This window comes from Levilactobacillus andaensis (assembly GCF_016861695.1).
GTDB classification, from domain to species: domain Bacteria; phylum Bacillota; class Bacilli; order Lactobacillales; family Lactobacillaceae; genus Levilactobacillus; species Levilactobacillus andaensis.
The window spans coordinates 247,950-263,939 of record NZ_BOLP01000005.1; the positions used below are offsets into that span (position 1 = coordinate 247,950).

Below are 15,990 nucleotides of genomic sequence, written 5' to 3' on the forward strand. Positions count from 1 at the left end.
CTAAATGCAGGCTTTTTCATTAATTTTTCGTCACGTGATTATCTGAGGCGATCACATGACCGTCACGAACGACTTTATAGGCCCCGGATTTTCCGGACGCGACCGTGAACGGCAACGTCACGGTCGTATCCGCCGTAATCGTCATTTGTTTGTAAATCGTACTTAAAGAGTGATCCTGATCGCGCAGATAGATTTGAACCAGATTGGACACCGAGCTACTACTGCTACTACTGTCGCTATCGTCATCGGCCGCATCGGTCGACGAATTATCCGCACTGCTGTCCTCAAATGGAATCTTGACGCTCACACTGAACTGATCGACGCTCGAGCTGCTTTCACTCTCCGCGCCACGAGACAACGTTAACGTCACCTCATCGCCCTCATGAACGACGGCGCCTTCACCCGGTGACTGCCGGATCACGCGCCCCTTTTCCACATCGCTCGAATAAGCGTACTGGAAGGCCAGGTTCAAGTTGTGATTCGACGCATAGCTCTGAGCTTGGGCCTTGGTCTTGTTCGTCAAGTCCGCTAAGGTCACGGTCTCCGATCCGGTCGACACGGTAAAGGTCACATCCGTGTCCGTTGGCACGACGCTTTGCCCCGCCTCAATGCTCTGCTGCATGATCTTGCCAGCAGGAACACTGGTCGAATGGACCGACTCGCGGTGCACGGTAAACCCGATCGCCTGAAGCTTGGCTGCCGTGCTGGCATAGGAATCACCCTGGTAATCCGCTAACTTGTAGCGTTTTGGCCCAGTACTGATCCACAAGTCGACTTCGCTCTCCTGCTTGAGTTGGGTGCCCGAGCGGGGTTCGGTCCGCACGACACGCCCCACCTTGACTTTAGAACTCGCCGTTTTATGGACAGTTCCCGCCGTTAAATGAGCCGCAACTAGCTCGGTCTTAGCCGCCGTCTCCTTCTTGCCAATGACGTCAGGCACACTGGTCATGTGCGGCCGGAAAAGCGCCATCCCAATGATGATGCCGGCAATCAACAAGACGATGACTAGCCCCGCCATCAAAAACTTTCGGCGGCGCGGATGCCGCGTCTTCTTGCGGCCCTTCTTAGCAGTCGCCGACGCCTTGTCCGCCTTTTCTTGCGGTTCAGTCTCGGCTTTAACCGGTGTCGTCTCACTGAGCGGTAGCGCCGAAGACAATGCACCACTCAGGGGTAGGACCTTTGTCTCGCCATCATCGCCACTCGTGGGAGTGAATTTCAATTCACCCGCGCGTTTTGGTGACAAGGACGTCTTCAGATCCTCCGCCATACTCGCGGCATCGGTATACCGATCCTCAGGGCGCTTGGAAGTCGCCTTTAAGACCACGTTTTCCAGTGCCTGCGGAATCCGCGGGTCAATCTCTCTGACCGATGGAATCTCCGACTGGAAGTGTTTCAACGCAATGGAGACCGCCGTTTCACCTTCAAAGGGCACGGTACCGGTCAACATTTCGTACAAAATAATTCCGAGTGAGTAGATGTCCGACTGCTTGGTCGCCATTCCCCCACGGGCTTGTTCTGGCGACAGATAATGCACGGACCCCAAAACCGTGTTGGTCTGCGTCAGGCTGTGTTCGGATAGAGCGACCGCAATCCCAAAGTCGGTGATCTTCGCCACCCGATTTTGGTCGATCAAAATATTTTGGGGCTTTAAGTCCCGGTGAATAATGTTGTGTTCATGGGCCGTCTGAACGGCGCCCAAGATCTGTTCCATAATTTGGATGACTTCCTGATACGCAATCGGAAAGTGATCCTTGATGTACGCCTTCAGGTCGGTCCCCTCGACGTATTCCATGACAAGGTACTGCATCCCATTTTCTTCACCGACATCGTAGACTTGCACGATGTTTTGGTGAACCAATTCGGTCGCCGCCAACGCCTCACGCTGAAAACGGCGAATCGTACTGGGATCATCTCGTAGGTCGAGCCGCAACAATTTTACGGAAACGTCACGGTCCAAGATTAAATCATGAGCTAAATAAACGTTGGCCATACCCCCCTCGCCCAGCGCGCGGATGATGCGATAACGGCCATTTAAAGTATAACCCGATCGCATTAGTCCGCCACCTCCCGCGAGAAGTTGGTGATGATCAAGACCGTAATATTATCTAACCCACCGGCAGCATTGGCCAAATTGATCAACAGGTCACACTTGGCCTGCGCCGTTTGGTCGCTCGCCAGCACCTCTTGAATCTGCTGGTCATCGACCATGTTGGTCAACCCATCCGTGCAGAGCAACAATTGGTCATTCGTTACTAAGGGATAGGTATTGAGATCGAATCGCGCGTCATTGGAAATACCTAACGAGCGAATGATCACGTTCTTTTGGGGATGGTGCCGGGCCGCCTGGCGACTAATCTCACCACGTTTGACCAATTCGTTGACCAGCGAATGATCCTCGGTCAACTGTCGCAACTGTTGATCACGGTACAGGTACGCCCGCGAATCCCCAATGTTGGCAATCACGACCTCTTCGGTGAAGTACAGGGCCGCCACTAAGGTCGTCCCCATCCCGTTCAAGTCCGCAAACTGATTGGATTTATCAATGATCGATTGGTTTTCCGCGGTGATCTGGGTCGTAATCCATTTGCGTGCAGCACTAGGCGTCTTCAGGTCGGTCTCTTCAAACTCATGGCCGAGATGGGATACCGCCATGGCACTGGCCACGTCGCCGCCCTGATGCCCGCCGATACCGTCCGCAATGATGGCTAAATGCTGGCCCGCTTGGTTGGTAAACACGTCCACGTAGTCCTCATTATCATTGCGTTGCTTGCCAATCGATGTTCGGTATGCGACTTTCATAGCCTATCACCTCTATTTTTTACGGCGGAAGGCACTCACGAAGAATCCGTCTGAATCGAAATCATCCGGATAGATGTTCAACGTGTCCGTGTCCCGGTCACCCTTCACATTTTGACTGGTTTCGACCCGCATGGATTCGAAATCAGGATGGCTCGCTAAGAACTTGGCAACGACCTCACCGTTTTCGGTGTCGAGAATCGTGCAGGTACTGTAGACCAAGATTCCGTTGGCCTTTAATTTTTCGCTAACGGCGTCCAAAATGCCTAACTGAACGCGCTGTAACTGTTGAATGTCTTCCGGCGTCTTTTCGTAACGAATCTCAGGCTTCCGACGAATCAGACCCAGTCCAGAACAAGGCGCATCGACTAAGATCCGGTCGAATTCCTTCTTTGGGAACTGGTCATTGATCTTTCGGGCGTCCAACGCCACGGCATCGACCCGGTCGGCCACGTGCATGCGTTCAGCATTCTTTTCGATCAACGTGACCTTCTTCGGGTGTAAGTCGAGGGCCGTGACCTTCCCACCGGAATGGGCGTCAAGGAGCGCAGCAATCTGCGTGGTCTTCCCACCAGGTGCGGCACAGGCGTCTAAGACTTGGTCCCCAGGGCGCACCTGCAAGGCCTCAACTGGTAACATGGCGCTTTCATCTTGGATGGTCAGCTCACCAGTTTCAAACACATTGCTTTGGTTCGCAGCCTTATCGTCCAAACGAAAGGCATTGCCGGCAACCACACTAGGCGTCACCGTGTACCCTTGGTCTTCCAACGATTGCCGAACTTCTTCGGCCGTTGCCATCGCCACGTTGACCCGTACGGATTGGGCGGCTGGCTGGTTGATGGTCTCCAAGATGCTGAGGGCCTTGTCGGCACCCACTTGGTCTTGGATGGCGGTTACCAGCCATTCGGGAACGGAATATTCCAGGCTCAACCGTTTGATAGGATCCTTGATCTGACTGATGTCGGGTAACCCCTGACGGTCAATGGCATGTAAAACACCCGTGACGAAGCGCCGAATGCCTTCGTGGCCCCGGTCCTTGGCCAACTGAATGGCTTCATTAAAGATGGCCCGCTTAGGCACCCGGTCCAAGTAGATTTCTTGATACAGGGCCACTAGCAGGGTCATTTTGACCCAAGGCAGGACCTTTTGGTTAGGCTTGATGAAGCCTTCCAAGTAATAGTCGAGCGTTAATTGATGTTGGATCGTCCCGTAGACCAGGTTGGTCACAAAACGGCGGTCAACGTCGCTCAAGTTGTGGCTCTCTAAAGTTGTTTCCAATTGTAAGTTCGAGTAAGCCCCGTTAGCCACGCGTGTCAATGCTTCGACCGCTAAAGCCCGGGGAGTCGTATTTTTCGTCATTATTCAGCCACCTGTTCGCCAATTGTCAGTGCGTCGCTCGTCCCGTTCAAAAAGTCCGTGATACTTAGCTTGGGCTTCCCGGCCGGTTGAATCTCATCTAGACTGAGAACGCCATGTTCCCCAGTCGCAATCGCCAAATGATGCTTGTCATGGCTGACCAAGGCTCCCGGCTTCAAGTCGGTCGTCTCGTCTAAGACGGTCACCTGCCACAGCTTCGTCCGCACACCGTTCAAGTAAATGTGGGCGATGGGTGCTGGCCGTAATGCCCGCACCTTGCAGTCGATCAGATGGGCGCTCAGGCTCAAGTCGATGCGTTCTTCGTCAGACTTGATGGTTGGGGAGAAGGTCACTTGGTCCTCGTCTTGCGGAACTGGTGTGATCTCACCGGCCAACAACTTCGGCAACGTCTCCAATAAGAGGTCGCGTCCGAGCACGCTGAGCTTCTTGAACATACTACCAACATCGTCTTGGTCCGTGATCGGTAGTGCCTGTTGGGCCAAGACATCCCCGGCATCCATCTTCTTTTCCATAAACATGATGGACACACCGGTCTCCTTGTCCCCGTTCATGATGGCGTAGTGTACGGGCGCTCCACCACGGTACTTAGGAAGTAAGGACGCGTGAACGTTGACCGCCGCCACCTTGGCTGCCTTTAACAGCTTGGTTGGCAAGAATTGACCAAACGCCGCCGTAACGATCAAGTCGGGGGCGAGTTCGATGGCCCGGGCCATTTCGTCACTCCCAGAGATTTTCTGTGGTTGGAGCACTTCGATACCATGTTCCACGGCCACTTGTTTCACAGGGGATGCCGTCAACACGTGCTTCCGACCAACTCGACGGTCGGGTTGCGTCACGACGGCCAACACATCGTAGCCCTTTTCAATCAGGCTACTCAGGATGGGCGCTGAAAATTCGGGCGTTCCCATAAAGATTACTGAAGTCATTACTTACACCATACTTTCTTGACAACTACTTTTATTTTTGATAAAAAACTTACGGTCCATTCGCCTTACCGGCCGGCAGATATGGGCTGGAACGGTGCGGGCACAACTTGAAGCCTCGAAAATACCGAGTCTTCAAGCTTGGCCTTCTGCTAAGCCGGCGGGAGAACACCGCCAACTAAGCAGAACGACGCGCCTGAGCCCATATCTGCCGACCTCTCGGCTTACATTGGTCATGACAGCACCTTTGTAGCTACTCCTAACTAGTTATGGACCCGGCTAATTCACATTGACTAACAGACAAAATTCCTACTAATGTAAGCGTAACAGATACAACCTACATTTCAATCTCAACTTAACTTATTGTAAACATAAATTATAATGTCACTAATATTTACTGTTGGTGCCTGCCCACGTTTATTACAGAAGATACACGATCAGTCAGGGATAGAGCCAGATGTGTCGACGATTTTAGGCGGGGTTCTTTCCCGACTTACATCGTTGGACGACCTCAGAGACACGTGTTTTTCGTGGCTTTGAGGCGAGCCGTAAGCCCGTTCTTTGGCTGAAGGCGGTCCCCATGGCAGGTGGAATCCCTGACCGCCACAGTGCGCGGTGATTACATAAAGTTCATTGGTTCCGAGTCAATCGTGACCGTCAGCCCGTGTCGCGCTGGAATCTGGGCAGCCTGGCGAATCTGTTCCAAGACCGGTTTTAGCTTTGCTTCTTGTTTATATTTAATCACAACTTGATAATAATACTTCCGCTTGACCCGCGCAATCGCCTTGGGCGTCGGCCCTAAGATAATGGCCTTGTCGCTGAGGCCCTGTTTGAGCGCCGCGACGATCTGATACATGGCCTTAGCCGCTGTAGCTTCGTCCTCATGGCTGGCCGTGAGCTGGACCGCAAAGTAATACGGTGGGTAGCTCCCTTGATGGCGCATATGCATTTCGGTCACGAAAAAGCGCTCGTAATCCTGTTGCTGGGCGAGTTGAATGGCATAGTGATCCGGGTTGAAGGTCTGAATGTACACTTCACCCGGTTTGGACGCCCGACCGGCCCGGCCACTGACCTGCGTCAATAGTTGGAAGGTTCGCTCGCTCGCCCGAAAGTCCGGCAAGCCCAGCGCAGTATCCGCGTTAAGCACGCCAACCAACGTGACATTGGGAAAGTCCAGGCCCTTCGCAATCATCTGTGTTCCCAATAGGATATCGGCTTGGTGCTGACCAAACTGCTTCAGAATGCGTTCATGGGCGCCCTTCTTGCGCGTGGAATCGACATCCATTCGAAGAATCCGGGCGGTTGGAAATTCCTTTTGCAAGGCCTCTTCGACCTTCTGTGTGCCCGTCCCATAGTAACGAATCTTGCGACTATGACAGTTCGGGCAGACGTGGGGAATGGCCTCTTCGTGCCCGCAATAGTGGCATTTCATGGTGTGCGTGTCCATGTGCAAGGTCAGCGAAATATCACAGTTCGGACATTTCAAAACAAACCCGCAGTCCCGACACATGACAAACGACGAATATCCCCGCCGGTTCAGCATCAGCACCATCTGTTCCTTGCGGTCGAGTCGCGTCTGAATCGCCTTCAACAGAGGTTCGGAAAAGTCGCCTTCGCTGTGTTGCTTGAGTTCCTCACGCATGTCGACAATGTGGACCGCCGGTAACGGATGGTCATTGACCCGCTTGGCCAAGACCAGCCGGGTATACAGCCCCTTAGCAGCTCGTGCTCGCGTCTCCAAGGACGGCGTCGCACTCCCTAACACAACGGGACAGTCATTGTACCGGCCCCGCCACAGTGCGACGTCTCTGGCATGGTAGCGCGGATTCTCATCCTGCTTATAACTCGTTTCGTGTTCCTCATCCATGATGATAATGCCGAGATTCTTGACGGGCGCAAATACCGCCGAACGGGCACCCACGACCACGGTTGCTTCCCCGCGGTCGATGCGCCGCCATTCATCGTACTGTTCACCCTTGGACAACCCACTGTGTAGCACCGCCACCCGTTGGCCAAACCGAGCCTTGACCCGGTTGACCATCTGCGGTGTCAACGCAATTTCTGGGACTAACATGAGCGCCGTTCGTCCCTGTTGCAGGGCGACCGCAATGCTTTGAAGATAGACTTCGGTCTTCCCACTACCGGTGACGCCCTCGACTAAGAAATTCTCGGTTTGATGACCGTCAACGGCCGCACTGATGGCAGTAACCGCCGTTTGCTGTTCCGCGTTCAACTGCAATGGCAGAGTCGGCTTGACGGGTTGCTGGAAAGGATCGCGGTAAACCTCTAATGGCGACTTGGTCAACCAACCCTTGTCGGCCGCCGTCGTAATGACCGCCGGACTGACGTGGGCCGCCTTGACCACTGTGCTTTGGGCAATCAAAGTGTCCGGGGCCATTGTTTGCAGGTAAGCCAATAAATCAGCTTGCTTGGGTGCGCGCTTCGCCACTTCGCCCTGAATCTCTTGGAGCTTAGCAGCAGTCAGCGCTGGTTTGATCCCCGTCGTCGTCTTGACGGCGGACCGATCCTTCACCTGGTAGATCATCTCGACCTTGCCGGCCCGTTGCAGTTTAAGGAGGCCGGCCACCGTGGCATCATCAAGTTTGTCGGTGAATTCACGGGGCGCGCCATCCGGAAAATAAGTCGCCATCTCGTTGGGCGTCAACGTCTGGGTGGGCTGAACCCGCCGTTCTGTTTGCGTCTTTAGCTGATTAGGCAGCATGGTCTGGATACAGGTGATGCGAAAGGCGTACGTGGTATCTGCCAACCAATCCGCCAGGGCCCGCAACTCGTCATTTAACACGGGGGCAAGGTCCAAAACGGCTTGAATCGGTTTCAGTTCGCCATCAAAACTGGTGACGTCGGTCAAGCCAACGACCACGCCGGAAACGACCCGGTGTCCGCGACCAAACGGAACAATGACCCGCATCCCCACCTGAACCTGATGTTCCAGCTCGCTTGGAATGGCGTAAGAATAGGGATCGTTCGTTTGCATCGTCGGCACGTCCACTAAAATTTGACCAATCTGGGCCATTGTACTCACCTCACTTTACTTGAACAATTGGGCGACCCGGTCAACTAATGCCCGGGCAATCACCTTTTTACTGGTTTTTGGCGTCTGATCCGTGACCCCAGCTGGCAGGATAAAGGTCACTTGATTCTCATCGCTATTGAAACCAATGTCGGCACGCGACACGTCATTGGCGACCAACATATCGAGGTGCTTGGACTGGAGCTTCTTTTCCCCATTGGCTAACACGTTCTGTGTCTCAGCCGCGAACCCGACCGTCACTTGGTCGGCCCGCTTGATCTTAGCGACTTCTTTAAGAATATCTGGTGTCTTTTTTAATTTTAAAATGAATTCATCGTTGGCTGGCGTCTTCTTGATCTTCTGGTCAGCCACTGCCACCGGCTGGAAGTCCGCAACGGCCGCGGCCATCACCAAGGCATCGTTGGCCGGAAAACGGTCTAAAACCGCCTGAGCGAGGTCCGTGGTGCTCTGAATCGGCACGACGGTGACACCCGCTGGTGCAGTCAGCTTGGTCGGTGCCGTGATCAAGGTGACCGTCGCACCGGCTTGTTGTGCGGCCGCGGCAACGGCGTACCCCATTTTACCGGAGGAGTCGTTGGTCAGAAAACGGACGGGATCGAGACGTTCGCGTGTCCCACCGGCCGTGACCAGCACGTGTTTACCGGCTAAGGTCTGCGCATCAAATAAGGGCAATTCTGCCAACTGGCGGACAATTTCGGTCGGTTCGAGGAAACGGCCCTGCCCCGAATAGCCTTCCGCCAAGGGACCGGTCGCTGGGCGCAACACGTGCACACCATCGGCCGTCAATTGACGGCAATTACGCTGGGTCGCCGGTGCTTGCCACATGTGGGTGTTCATGGCCGGCACCACGACCTTAGGCGCAGCGGTCGCCAACCAAGTGGCACTGGCAACGTCATCGGCCAGACCATTGGCGAACTGCGCCATTAAATTAGCCGATGCCGGCGCTGCTAGGGCGAGATCCGTCCAGTCAGCCAGTTCAATGTGGCTGATCTGACCATCTGCCCGCCACCAACCATCATCGGTTAAAACGGGCTGTTTCGTTAAGGCTGCAAACGTGGCCGCCGTCACAAATTTTGCGGCACTCGCCGTCAATACCACGCGAACTGTGGCCCCCGCGCGCTGCAAGTCACGGGCCAGGGTCGCCGCCTTGTAACTCGCAACGCTACCGCTGACCGTTAACGTAATGTGTTTTTCTTCGAACATAGCTGACCTCCATTTGCCATGATAAAAAAAGCCAGATTACCCAACGGCAACCTGGTCTTAAAACTAACGCTTGAACTTAAGCGTTGAGATCCTTTTCGTCCGGATCGATCATTAATGCACCGGCCGCAATTTCTTCAAGAGCCCGGCCAATGGTCTTCGGGGACTTGTAGTCGGTCAAAAGTGGCTTAGCACCGGCATCCAACTCGTGGGCCCGCTTGCTAGCTAACATGATCAATGAGTACCGAGAATCAACTTGTGCTAATAAATCATCAACTGAGGGATAAAGTAGCATTTTTATTCGTCTCCAATCATTTGTTCGTAATCCGGCATGACCCGGGTCACGCGTAACCGTTCACTGCGAATAATCATTTGAATCCGGTCGACTGCCTTGCTAACTTCATCGTTAACAACGGCATAGTCGTAATTCCGCATCATCCGAATTTCACCAACGGCCTTCTTGATGCGCTTGTTAATGACGTCCATGGCGTCCGTTCCCCGACCAATCAAGCGGTGCTTTAACTCCATCAGATCTGGTGGCGTCAGGAAAACGAAGACGGCGTCGGGACAATTTGCCCGCACTTGCATCGCACCGTTCACTTCGATTTCCAAGAAAACATCCTTGCCTTGATCAAGGGTCTCATTAACATATTTTAACGGGGTTCCATAGTAGTTGTCAACATACTTGGCGTACTCCAGCATTTCTCCGTTACGAATATTCTCCTCAAACTCTTCCTTGGACACGAAGTAATAGTCGACGCCATTCACTTCACCTTCCCGCGGTTGGCGGGTCGTCATGGAAATGGAATAGGAAAAGTCGGTCGCACCGGTCTCGAACAGCGCCTTACGCACCGTTCCCTTACCAACGCCGGAAGGACCTGAAAGTACAATGAGCATTCCACGTTTAGCCATCGTTTAAAAATCCCTTCATCAAAAAAATTTAATTATGATACCATAGTCATCGCGTCAGCGACTTGTGACTACCGTACCGTTTAAAGTCAAGATTGCTTGGCCTGAACTATAATCTATAGGATACTATATTACCACTATTTAAGGATAAATACTGCATCTGCGGCCCAATTCTCAAAAAAAGTCGTCGCCAATAAAAAAATTCAGGATCAGAACAAAAAGGCTTGCAATCTCAAACACGTGTTCGTATAATGAAAATACAAACAAATGTTCGAGGTGATCAGCATGCAAAATGTAAATGTAAATCGGTCTGCCCTGTCTGATCGGGTGGCTACCGCTTACCGGGATCTGTTCAGTGACCTACCCGTCATTAACGGTCAAGTTGTCTATCCACAAATGCCTAAATTTCAATTGGACTACTTTATCCGGCAAACATTGGACCGGCACTATTTAGTCCGGCTTCAATTCAAAGCCGCTGTCGATGCTGCCCCGATGACCGTTATCGGCCATCTCAAACAAGATACCGCTGGTCGCCTCATTTTAAAGCAAAGCCGTTCGTTGTTTACTATCGTGACCCCCGAACTCCTGCGTTCCATTCAGCGCGCTAAATAACTAATTGTCAAAAGGACACCGCGTCAGCGCCACCATTTCTAGTGACTGCTAACGCGGTGTCCTTTGTTGTCTCATTAACCTATTTTGTCTCGCCGGACAGAACTGCCGCGGCGTTCTTGATGTGATGGAAGTATAGCGGATACCCGTTAACGTCCTTGCCATTTCGATATTGCTTAACCGTTAAAATGCCGCTTTTGGCCTTGATCAGAAACTTACCGTTCTTGACCTTGACCGTATAATAGCCGTTGGCATTGGCCTGCTTGCTCCAGGTACACGTCCCCTGCTTGACCTTGCGGCTGACCTGATAGGACTGCTGGTCGATTGGATGCCACTTCTTGCTAGCATAGTAGCCGCCACCAAAAACAAACGTTGACTTCGTAATCTTGACCCGATATTTCAAATCCTGTTCCTGAAACCAACTTCCCCGTACAGCGGTTGGCGTTGGTCGAGCGGTGGTGCCCGCCTGACCAATAACCGGTTGCGTTGTCATGAACCCAACGGCAACGCCAAATGAGATCACGGCCAACCCCAAACCTAGTCCGCGTTTCATAGTAAAGCCCCCAAGTTTTTATTTTCACAAGTTAATTATACAATGATTTGTTAACGGTCGCTAACAAAAAGGCTACCTCTGCCGGAAGAATTCCCAGCTAGAAGTAGCCCTTATTTCAACTTTAGCTAATCACGATGTTGCCGTAACCGCCAGAGGCTCGTGCCAAATCCAAGTAAGAGCACCCCAGCTAATAAGACGCCAGCACTCTTTTCTTCATTGGTCTGTGGTAAGTAGCGGTTAGACTTATCCTTCGCCGCTGTTGATGATGTAGTGGCTGAATCGTTATGGGCAAAGGCCCCGGTACCGCCACCCATCGTGTTGGACGATGAGGATTGATCTACCCCGGTTACCGCACCACCACCGGTAACGACATCAGCAGAAGACGATCCCGTTCCCGTAGAACTACTGCTTACTGTTTGTGAGCTAGAAGTACTGCTAGTTGGTCGACTACTAGTCGAAGACGACGTCACCGTTGAACTTGAACTCGATGGAACTGACGTTGACGAGCTAGAAGATATTGATGGTACCGAACTCGATGACGATGATATCGTTGAGCTGGAACTTGATACACTAGAACTTGATGAATTGGAACTTGAAGAACTAGAACCTGAAGAACTTGAACCTGATGAACTTGAACCTGATGAACTAGAACTCGAAGAACTAGAACTCGAAGAACTAGACTCTGAAGAACTAGACTCTGAAGAACTGGAACTAATAGAGCTAGAAGAGCTTGAGCTAGTAATTACACTCGAACTCGATGAGCTTGACGATTCGGTTGGTTCCGATGAAGTCGTTGTCGTATCGTCGGAACTTGATCCTGTGGCTGTCGACTGGTCAACTTGAGACGCCACCGCAGACTGATCACTATTAGCATCAACGACAACCGGTACTAATTCCTGATTAAGGGCATAGCCATCTGGTGCACTGATTTCCTTAAAGTAGTAAGTCCCCGATTCCAAATTACCAACCGTTAGCTGACCACTAATGTCCGTAGTCTGAGGTGTACCGATGACTGTCGTCTGATCTGCAGCTAAGAGTTCGTAAACAGCACCCTGCAAGCCATAGCCCGTATCCGATGCTGTCTTATTTAACGTAGCTGACCCGGTTGCCACTTTAACCGGTGAATCGCTCTGGCTAACCTGCTTAACCGTGGTCATCGTTGAAGTCATGGTAAATGGTACCTTCTCATCATTTACTTCATACCCCATTGGTGCGGCCGTTTCCTTGAAGTAATAATCACCAGCAGCTAGTCCTGTAACTTGAATTTGTCCAGCCGTATTGGTCTTCAGTCCACTCTTGACGACGCTTCCCGTACTATCATAAACATCATAAACTGCATTCGCCAAAGTATCGCCTGAATCGGCCGCCGTCTTCGTCAAAATGACATTATTTTGACTATCTGTTTGACTGACATCAACCGGCGTTGACGTATTGTTCGCCGCGATTGTGACTGGGACAAGTGCTGAATTTAGCAGATAACCATCCGGCGCGGCTGTTTCTTTAAAGTAATATTTACCAGCGGACAGACCTTTCATCGTTAACTGTCCCTGATCATCCGTAGTTCCTGAACCAAGTAGCTCATTCTCATCATTATAAAACTCATAATGAGCACCGGCCAGAAGTTTGCCGTCAATGCCAGTTTTTGTCAACACCGCAGATCCCGAATAATCTCCGCTAGCATTACCGGAACCGCCCCATTCAACATCCTTATGACTTAAAGCCGGGCTTTCAATCGTCCCGTCACCACTACCACCGGGATTTCCCGTAATCCCATTAGCACTAGCAACCGCCACATCGTTAGTCAACGTACCACTAGTTCCCGACTGATTTTTAACCGTTGTTGTGTAAACAATTTCAACCCCCGTCGTAACGTGGTCAAAGTGATAGGTCAACTTTTGTCCGTCAACGGTCGGCTCAACGCTTGCCCCTGTCACCTTATCCAGCACATTTCCACTAGCATCGGTATAGGTGACCGTTGTTGAATTTGGATCGTAGTCTTGATTGATTCCAAGCGTATCGGTGACCGTCGTTGCCCCCATGTCATCGGCGTTAACATTGAAGAAAACGTCCCAGACCATTTGGGCGGGCCACGTCTTATTGGTACTATCAAATGCACTGACCCAGCCATTTTTATTGACAACATAACCAGGACCATCACTGCCATCACTGCCACCACTACCATTATCAACCATCTTAGTTCCAGTGATAGCAAAATTTAATGACCCAGAACGGCCAATATTTGTATTCGCCAACTGGTTATTAAACACAATGGTTCCAGTGTCGTCGTCCTTATTGAGGGTAAAAGTTCCAACGTCCGTTCCGGTCTTTTCATCCTCAATCTCAAATGAAATGTTCCCGTAGCTTGCTGTCTCGGGTAAAGTAACCGTCGCGGTATCGCCATCTTCAATTGCGATACCATCTTTTAATGTCCAATTATAGGTAATGCTGTAGTTTTGACCTGCCTCCAAATCAGCACCAGGGTCAATTGTCACGACCCCACTATTAGTTTTCTCTGTAATTGTTGCTTCAGCAGCGGTTAGTCCCTTCGTCGCCATTGTAATATCCTTGGCACTCGCCCTAAGACTCCCCCCGCAAATAATCAACAGGGTTACTAGTAATCCTAGACAAAAAGCACCAATTTTCTTCCACATCTGACTCACACCCCTCATGCTAACTGTTACGCTTCGAAACTAATTATATCCCAAACAGACAACAATTTTAAGCTAAAGTTCATAAATAGTTTCAACTAGTTTTACCTCAAAATAAAAACAGGTCTATTCCCCCTAGGGACGACCTGCATTTCAAGTTTATTATTTTTTTTGATTAACTTTAGCTTTTGCCTTATCCGCGAGGCCAAGCAGTTCGCTCGCATGTTCTAACGCGAGCTTCGTCACCTGTGTTCCGGCAGACATTCTGGCAATTTCGCCAACACGGTCTTGCTCACTTAATCGAGTTAGGTGCGTTTCCGTCCGATTACCCACGATTTCCTTAGCAATAAAGTAATGGTGATCGGCCATAGCCGCCACTTGGGGTAAATGAGTGATACATAAAACCTGTGACTCCCTAGCGATACCACTGATCTTTTCAGCAATGGCTTGGGCCACCCGGCCACTGACCCCAGTATCCACTTCATCAAAGATAATCGACGTCACTCCCTGTGATTCGGAGAAAATCGTCTTCAATGCCAGCATGATTCGGGACAATTCCCCACCAGAGGCAATCTTGGCTAACGGCCGCATGGCTTCGCCGGGGTTCGTCCGCAGATAGAATTCCACGTGGTCCAGTCCGGTACTTAACAGCGGCTGAGTCTTCGAACGCGTGAAGTGCACGGCAAAGACCGTCTTATCCATGTAGAGGTCGGCCAGTTCGCCATGAATCGCCTGCTCCAACTCTTGAGCAGCCTGTTTACGTGCCTTACTCAACTTTTCTCCCAGTTTCAGTAGGGTCGACTGTTGGTTGGCGACTTGGGTCTCCAAATCATCTGCCGTCTCGTCGGTCGACTGCATCTGTTTGAGTTCCACCGAGATTTGGTCAAAATACTTCAAGACCTGGCCTTCGGAGTCACCGTATTTGCGCTTCAACTGATTGATGACTTCCAGTCGCCGCTCGATTTCATCTAAGCGCCCTTCGTCCCACTCTAGCATGTCCAGTTGCGATGAGACATCGCCCACGGCATCGCTCAGCGCATAATAGGCCGATTCCAGTCCGCCCGCAATCTGCTTGAAGGCCGGGTCAAAGTCCGCGATTGCCTGCATTGCCTGCATCGCGCTACTGATCTGGTCATTCACCCCCGGTGCGGCGTCCTCACCCGTCAAGATCAACGCCGTCTGTTGTAACGCGTCATTGATCTTTTGAAAGTTGTCTAACCGGTCTCGTTCCGCAATCAGGTCGTCTTCCTCGCCCGGCTGTAACTGGGCCGACTCGATCTCGTTGACCTGAAATTTCAGCATATCCAAGCGTTGGGCCCACTCTTTTTCGTTGGCCCGCTTATTCTCTAACGTATCGCGCAACTGCGTGTACTGCTGATAGGTCGTCTGGTACTGAGCCTTTAGGTCGTGCACCTGGTCTGCCGCAAACTCATCCAACATCCCCAAATGTTTTTCTGGTTGCATCAGCTCTTGGTGCTCGTTTTGTCCGTGAATATCGACCGCCGTTTCACCGATATGCTTCAACGTGTTGGTGTTGACCAGCATGCCGTTGACCCGACAGGTATTGCGTCCGTTGCGGTGAATTTCCCGCTGCAAAATGACGTTGCCATCGTCGTGGTCGATACCCAGCTCATCGAGGACCTTGTAGGTCGTTCCACCCGCGGGAAAGATAAAACTCCCCTGAATGACCGCCTTATCCATGCCCGTCCGGACAAAGTTGGCAGATCCACGACCACCCGCTAGCAGGCCGACTGCATCAATAATGATGGACTTCCCGGCACCGGTTTCCCCGGTCAAGACCGTCATCCCATTTTTAAACACCACATCGAGGCGTTCGATGATGGCGAAATTTTTAATTGATAGTTCCTGTAACACTTTTTTGCCCCCTAAACAAAAGACCACTGCTGATGCTCAGCTCTGTGC

12 protein-coding genes are annotated in these 15,990 nt (G+C 51.7%); 1 reads left to right on the plus strand and 11 read right to left on the minus strand.

Annotated features, from left to right (window positions below):
• Positions 1-19 precede the first annotated feature (19 nt).
• The 8 genes from pknB to gmk form a co-directional block, all read right to left on the minus strand.
• A complete protein-coding gene (gene pknB, locus JUF10_RS05855) occupies positions 20-2,053 on the minus strand; it encodes a Stk1 family PASTA domain-containing Ser/Thr kinase (protein ID WP_203641305.1) in 2,034 nt (677 codons plus the stop codon).
• Positions 2,053-2,799: a Stp1/IreP family PP2C-type Ser/Thr phosphatase gene (locus tag JUF10_RS05860; protein ID WP_203641306.1), complete on the minus strand. Its 747-nt coding sequence runs from the start codon at positions 2,797-2,799 to the stop codon at positions 2,053-2,055. Before JUF10_RS05860 ends, pknB begins: the two co-directional genes overlap by 1 nt.
• 12 nt (positions 2,800-2,811) lie before the next feature.
• A complete protein-coding gene (gene rsmB / locus JUF10_RS05865; protein WP_203641307.1) occupies positions 2,812-4,155 on the minus strand; it encodes a 16S rRNA (cytosine(967)-C(5))-methyltransferase RsmB in 1,344 nt (447 codons plus the stop codon).
• A complete protein-coding gene (gene fmt, locus JUF10_RS05870) occupies positions 4,155-5,099 on the minus strand; it encodes a methionyl-tRNA formyltransferase (RefSeq protein WP_203641308.1) in 945 nt (314 codons plus the stop codon). The genes rsmB and fmt overlap by 1 nt, the downstream gene beginning before the upstream one ends.
• A gap of 616 nt (positions 5,100-5,715) precedes the next feature.
• Positions 5,716-8,130 carry a primosomal protein N' gene (priA, locus tag JUF10_RS05875; RefSeq protein ID WP_203641309.1) on the minus strand — a complete coding sequence of 805 codons (2,415 nt, stop codon included), beginning with the start codon at positions 8,128-8,130 and terminating at the stop codon, positions 5,716-5,718.
• A 15-nt stretch (positions 8,131-8,145) separates the two neighbouring features.
• A complete protein-coding gene (coaBC, locus tag JUF10_RS05880) occupies positions 8,146-9,351 on the minus strand; it encodes a bifunctional phosphopantothenoylcysteine decarboxylase/phosphopantothenate--cysteine ligase CoaBC (RefSeq protein WP_203641310.1) in 1,206 nt (401 codons plus the stop codon).
• A 76-nt stretch (positions 9,352-9,427) separates the two neighbouring features.
• Positions 9,428-9,643 (minus strand): DNA-directed RNA polymerase subunit omega, encoded by a 216-nt coding sequence (gene rpoZ / locus JUF10_RS05885; RefSeq protein WP_020089007.1) that lies wholly within the window; start codon positions 9,641-9,643, stop codon positions 9,428-9,430.
• A gap of 2 nt (positions 9,644-9,645) precedes the next feature.
• On the minus strand, positions 9,646-10,260 hold the full coding sequence (gene gmk, locus JUF10_RS05890) for a guanylate kinase (protein ID WP_143462035.1): 615 nt from the start codon (positions 10,258-10,260) through the stop codon (positions 9,646-9,648).
• Positions 10,261-10,542: 282 nt separating this feature from the next.
• Here gmk and JUF10_RS05895 point away from each other — a divergent pair, with 282 nt between their 5' ends.
• Positions 10,543-10,869, plus strand: a complete 327-nt coding sequence (locus tag JUF10_RS05895) for a hypothetical protein (protein WP_203641311.1) — start codon at positions 10,543-10,545, stop codon at positions 10,867-10,869.
• A 79-nt stretch (positions 10,870-10,948) separates the two neighbouring features.
• Here JUF10_RS05895 and JUF10_RS05900 read toward each other — a convergent pair whose 3' ends face one another.
• The 3 genes from JUF10_RS05900 to recN form a co-directional block, all read right to left on the minus strand.
• Positions 10,949-11,419 carry a hypothetical protein gene (locus JUF10_RS05900; protein WP_203641312.1) on the minus strand — a complete coding sequence of 157 codons (471 nt, stop codon included), beginning with the start codon at positions 11,417-11,419 and terminating at the stop codon, positions 10,949-10,951.
• 125 nt (positions 11,420-11,544) lie between these two features.
• Positions 11,545-14,070: a SpaA isopeptide-forming pilin-related protein gene (locus JUF10_RS05905; RefSeq protein ID WP_203641313.1), complete on the minus strand. Its 2,526-nt coding sequence runs from the start codon at positions 14,068-14,070 to the stop codon at positions 11,545-11,547.
• 159 nt (positions 14,071-14,229) lie between these two features.
• Entirely contained in the window at positions 14,230-15,942 is a 1,713-nt protein-coding gene (gene recN / locus JUF10_RS05910; protein WP_203641314.1) for a DNA repair protein RecN, read from the minus strand.
• Positions 15,943-15,990 lie beyond the last annotated feature (48 nt).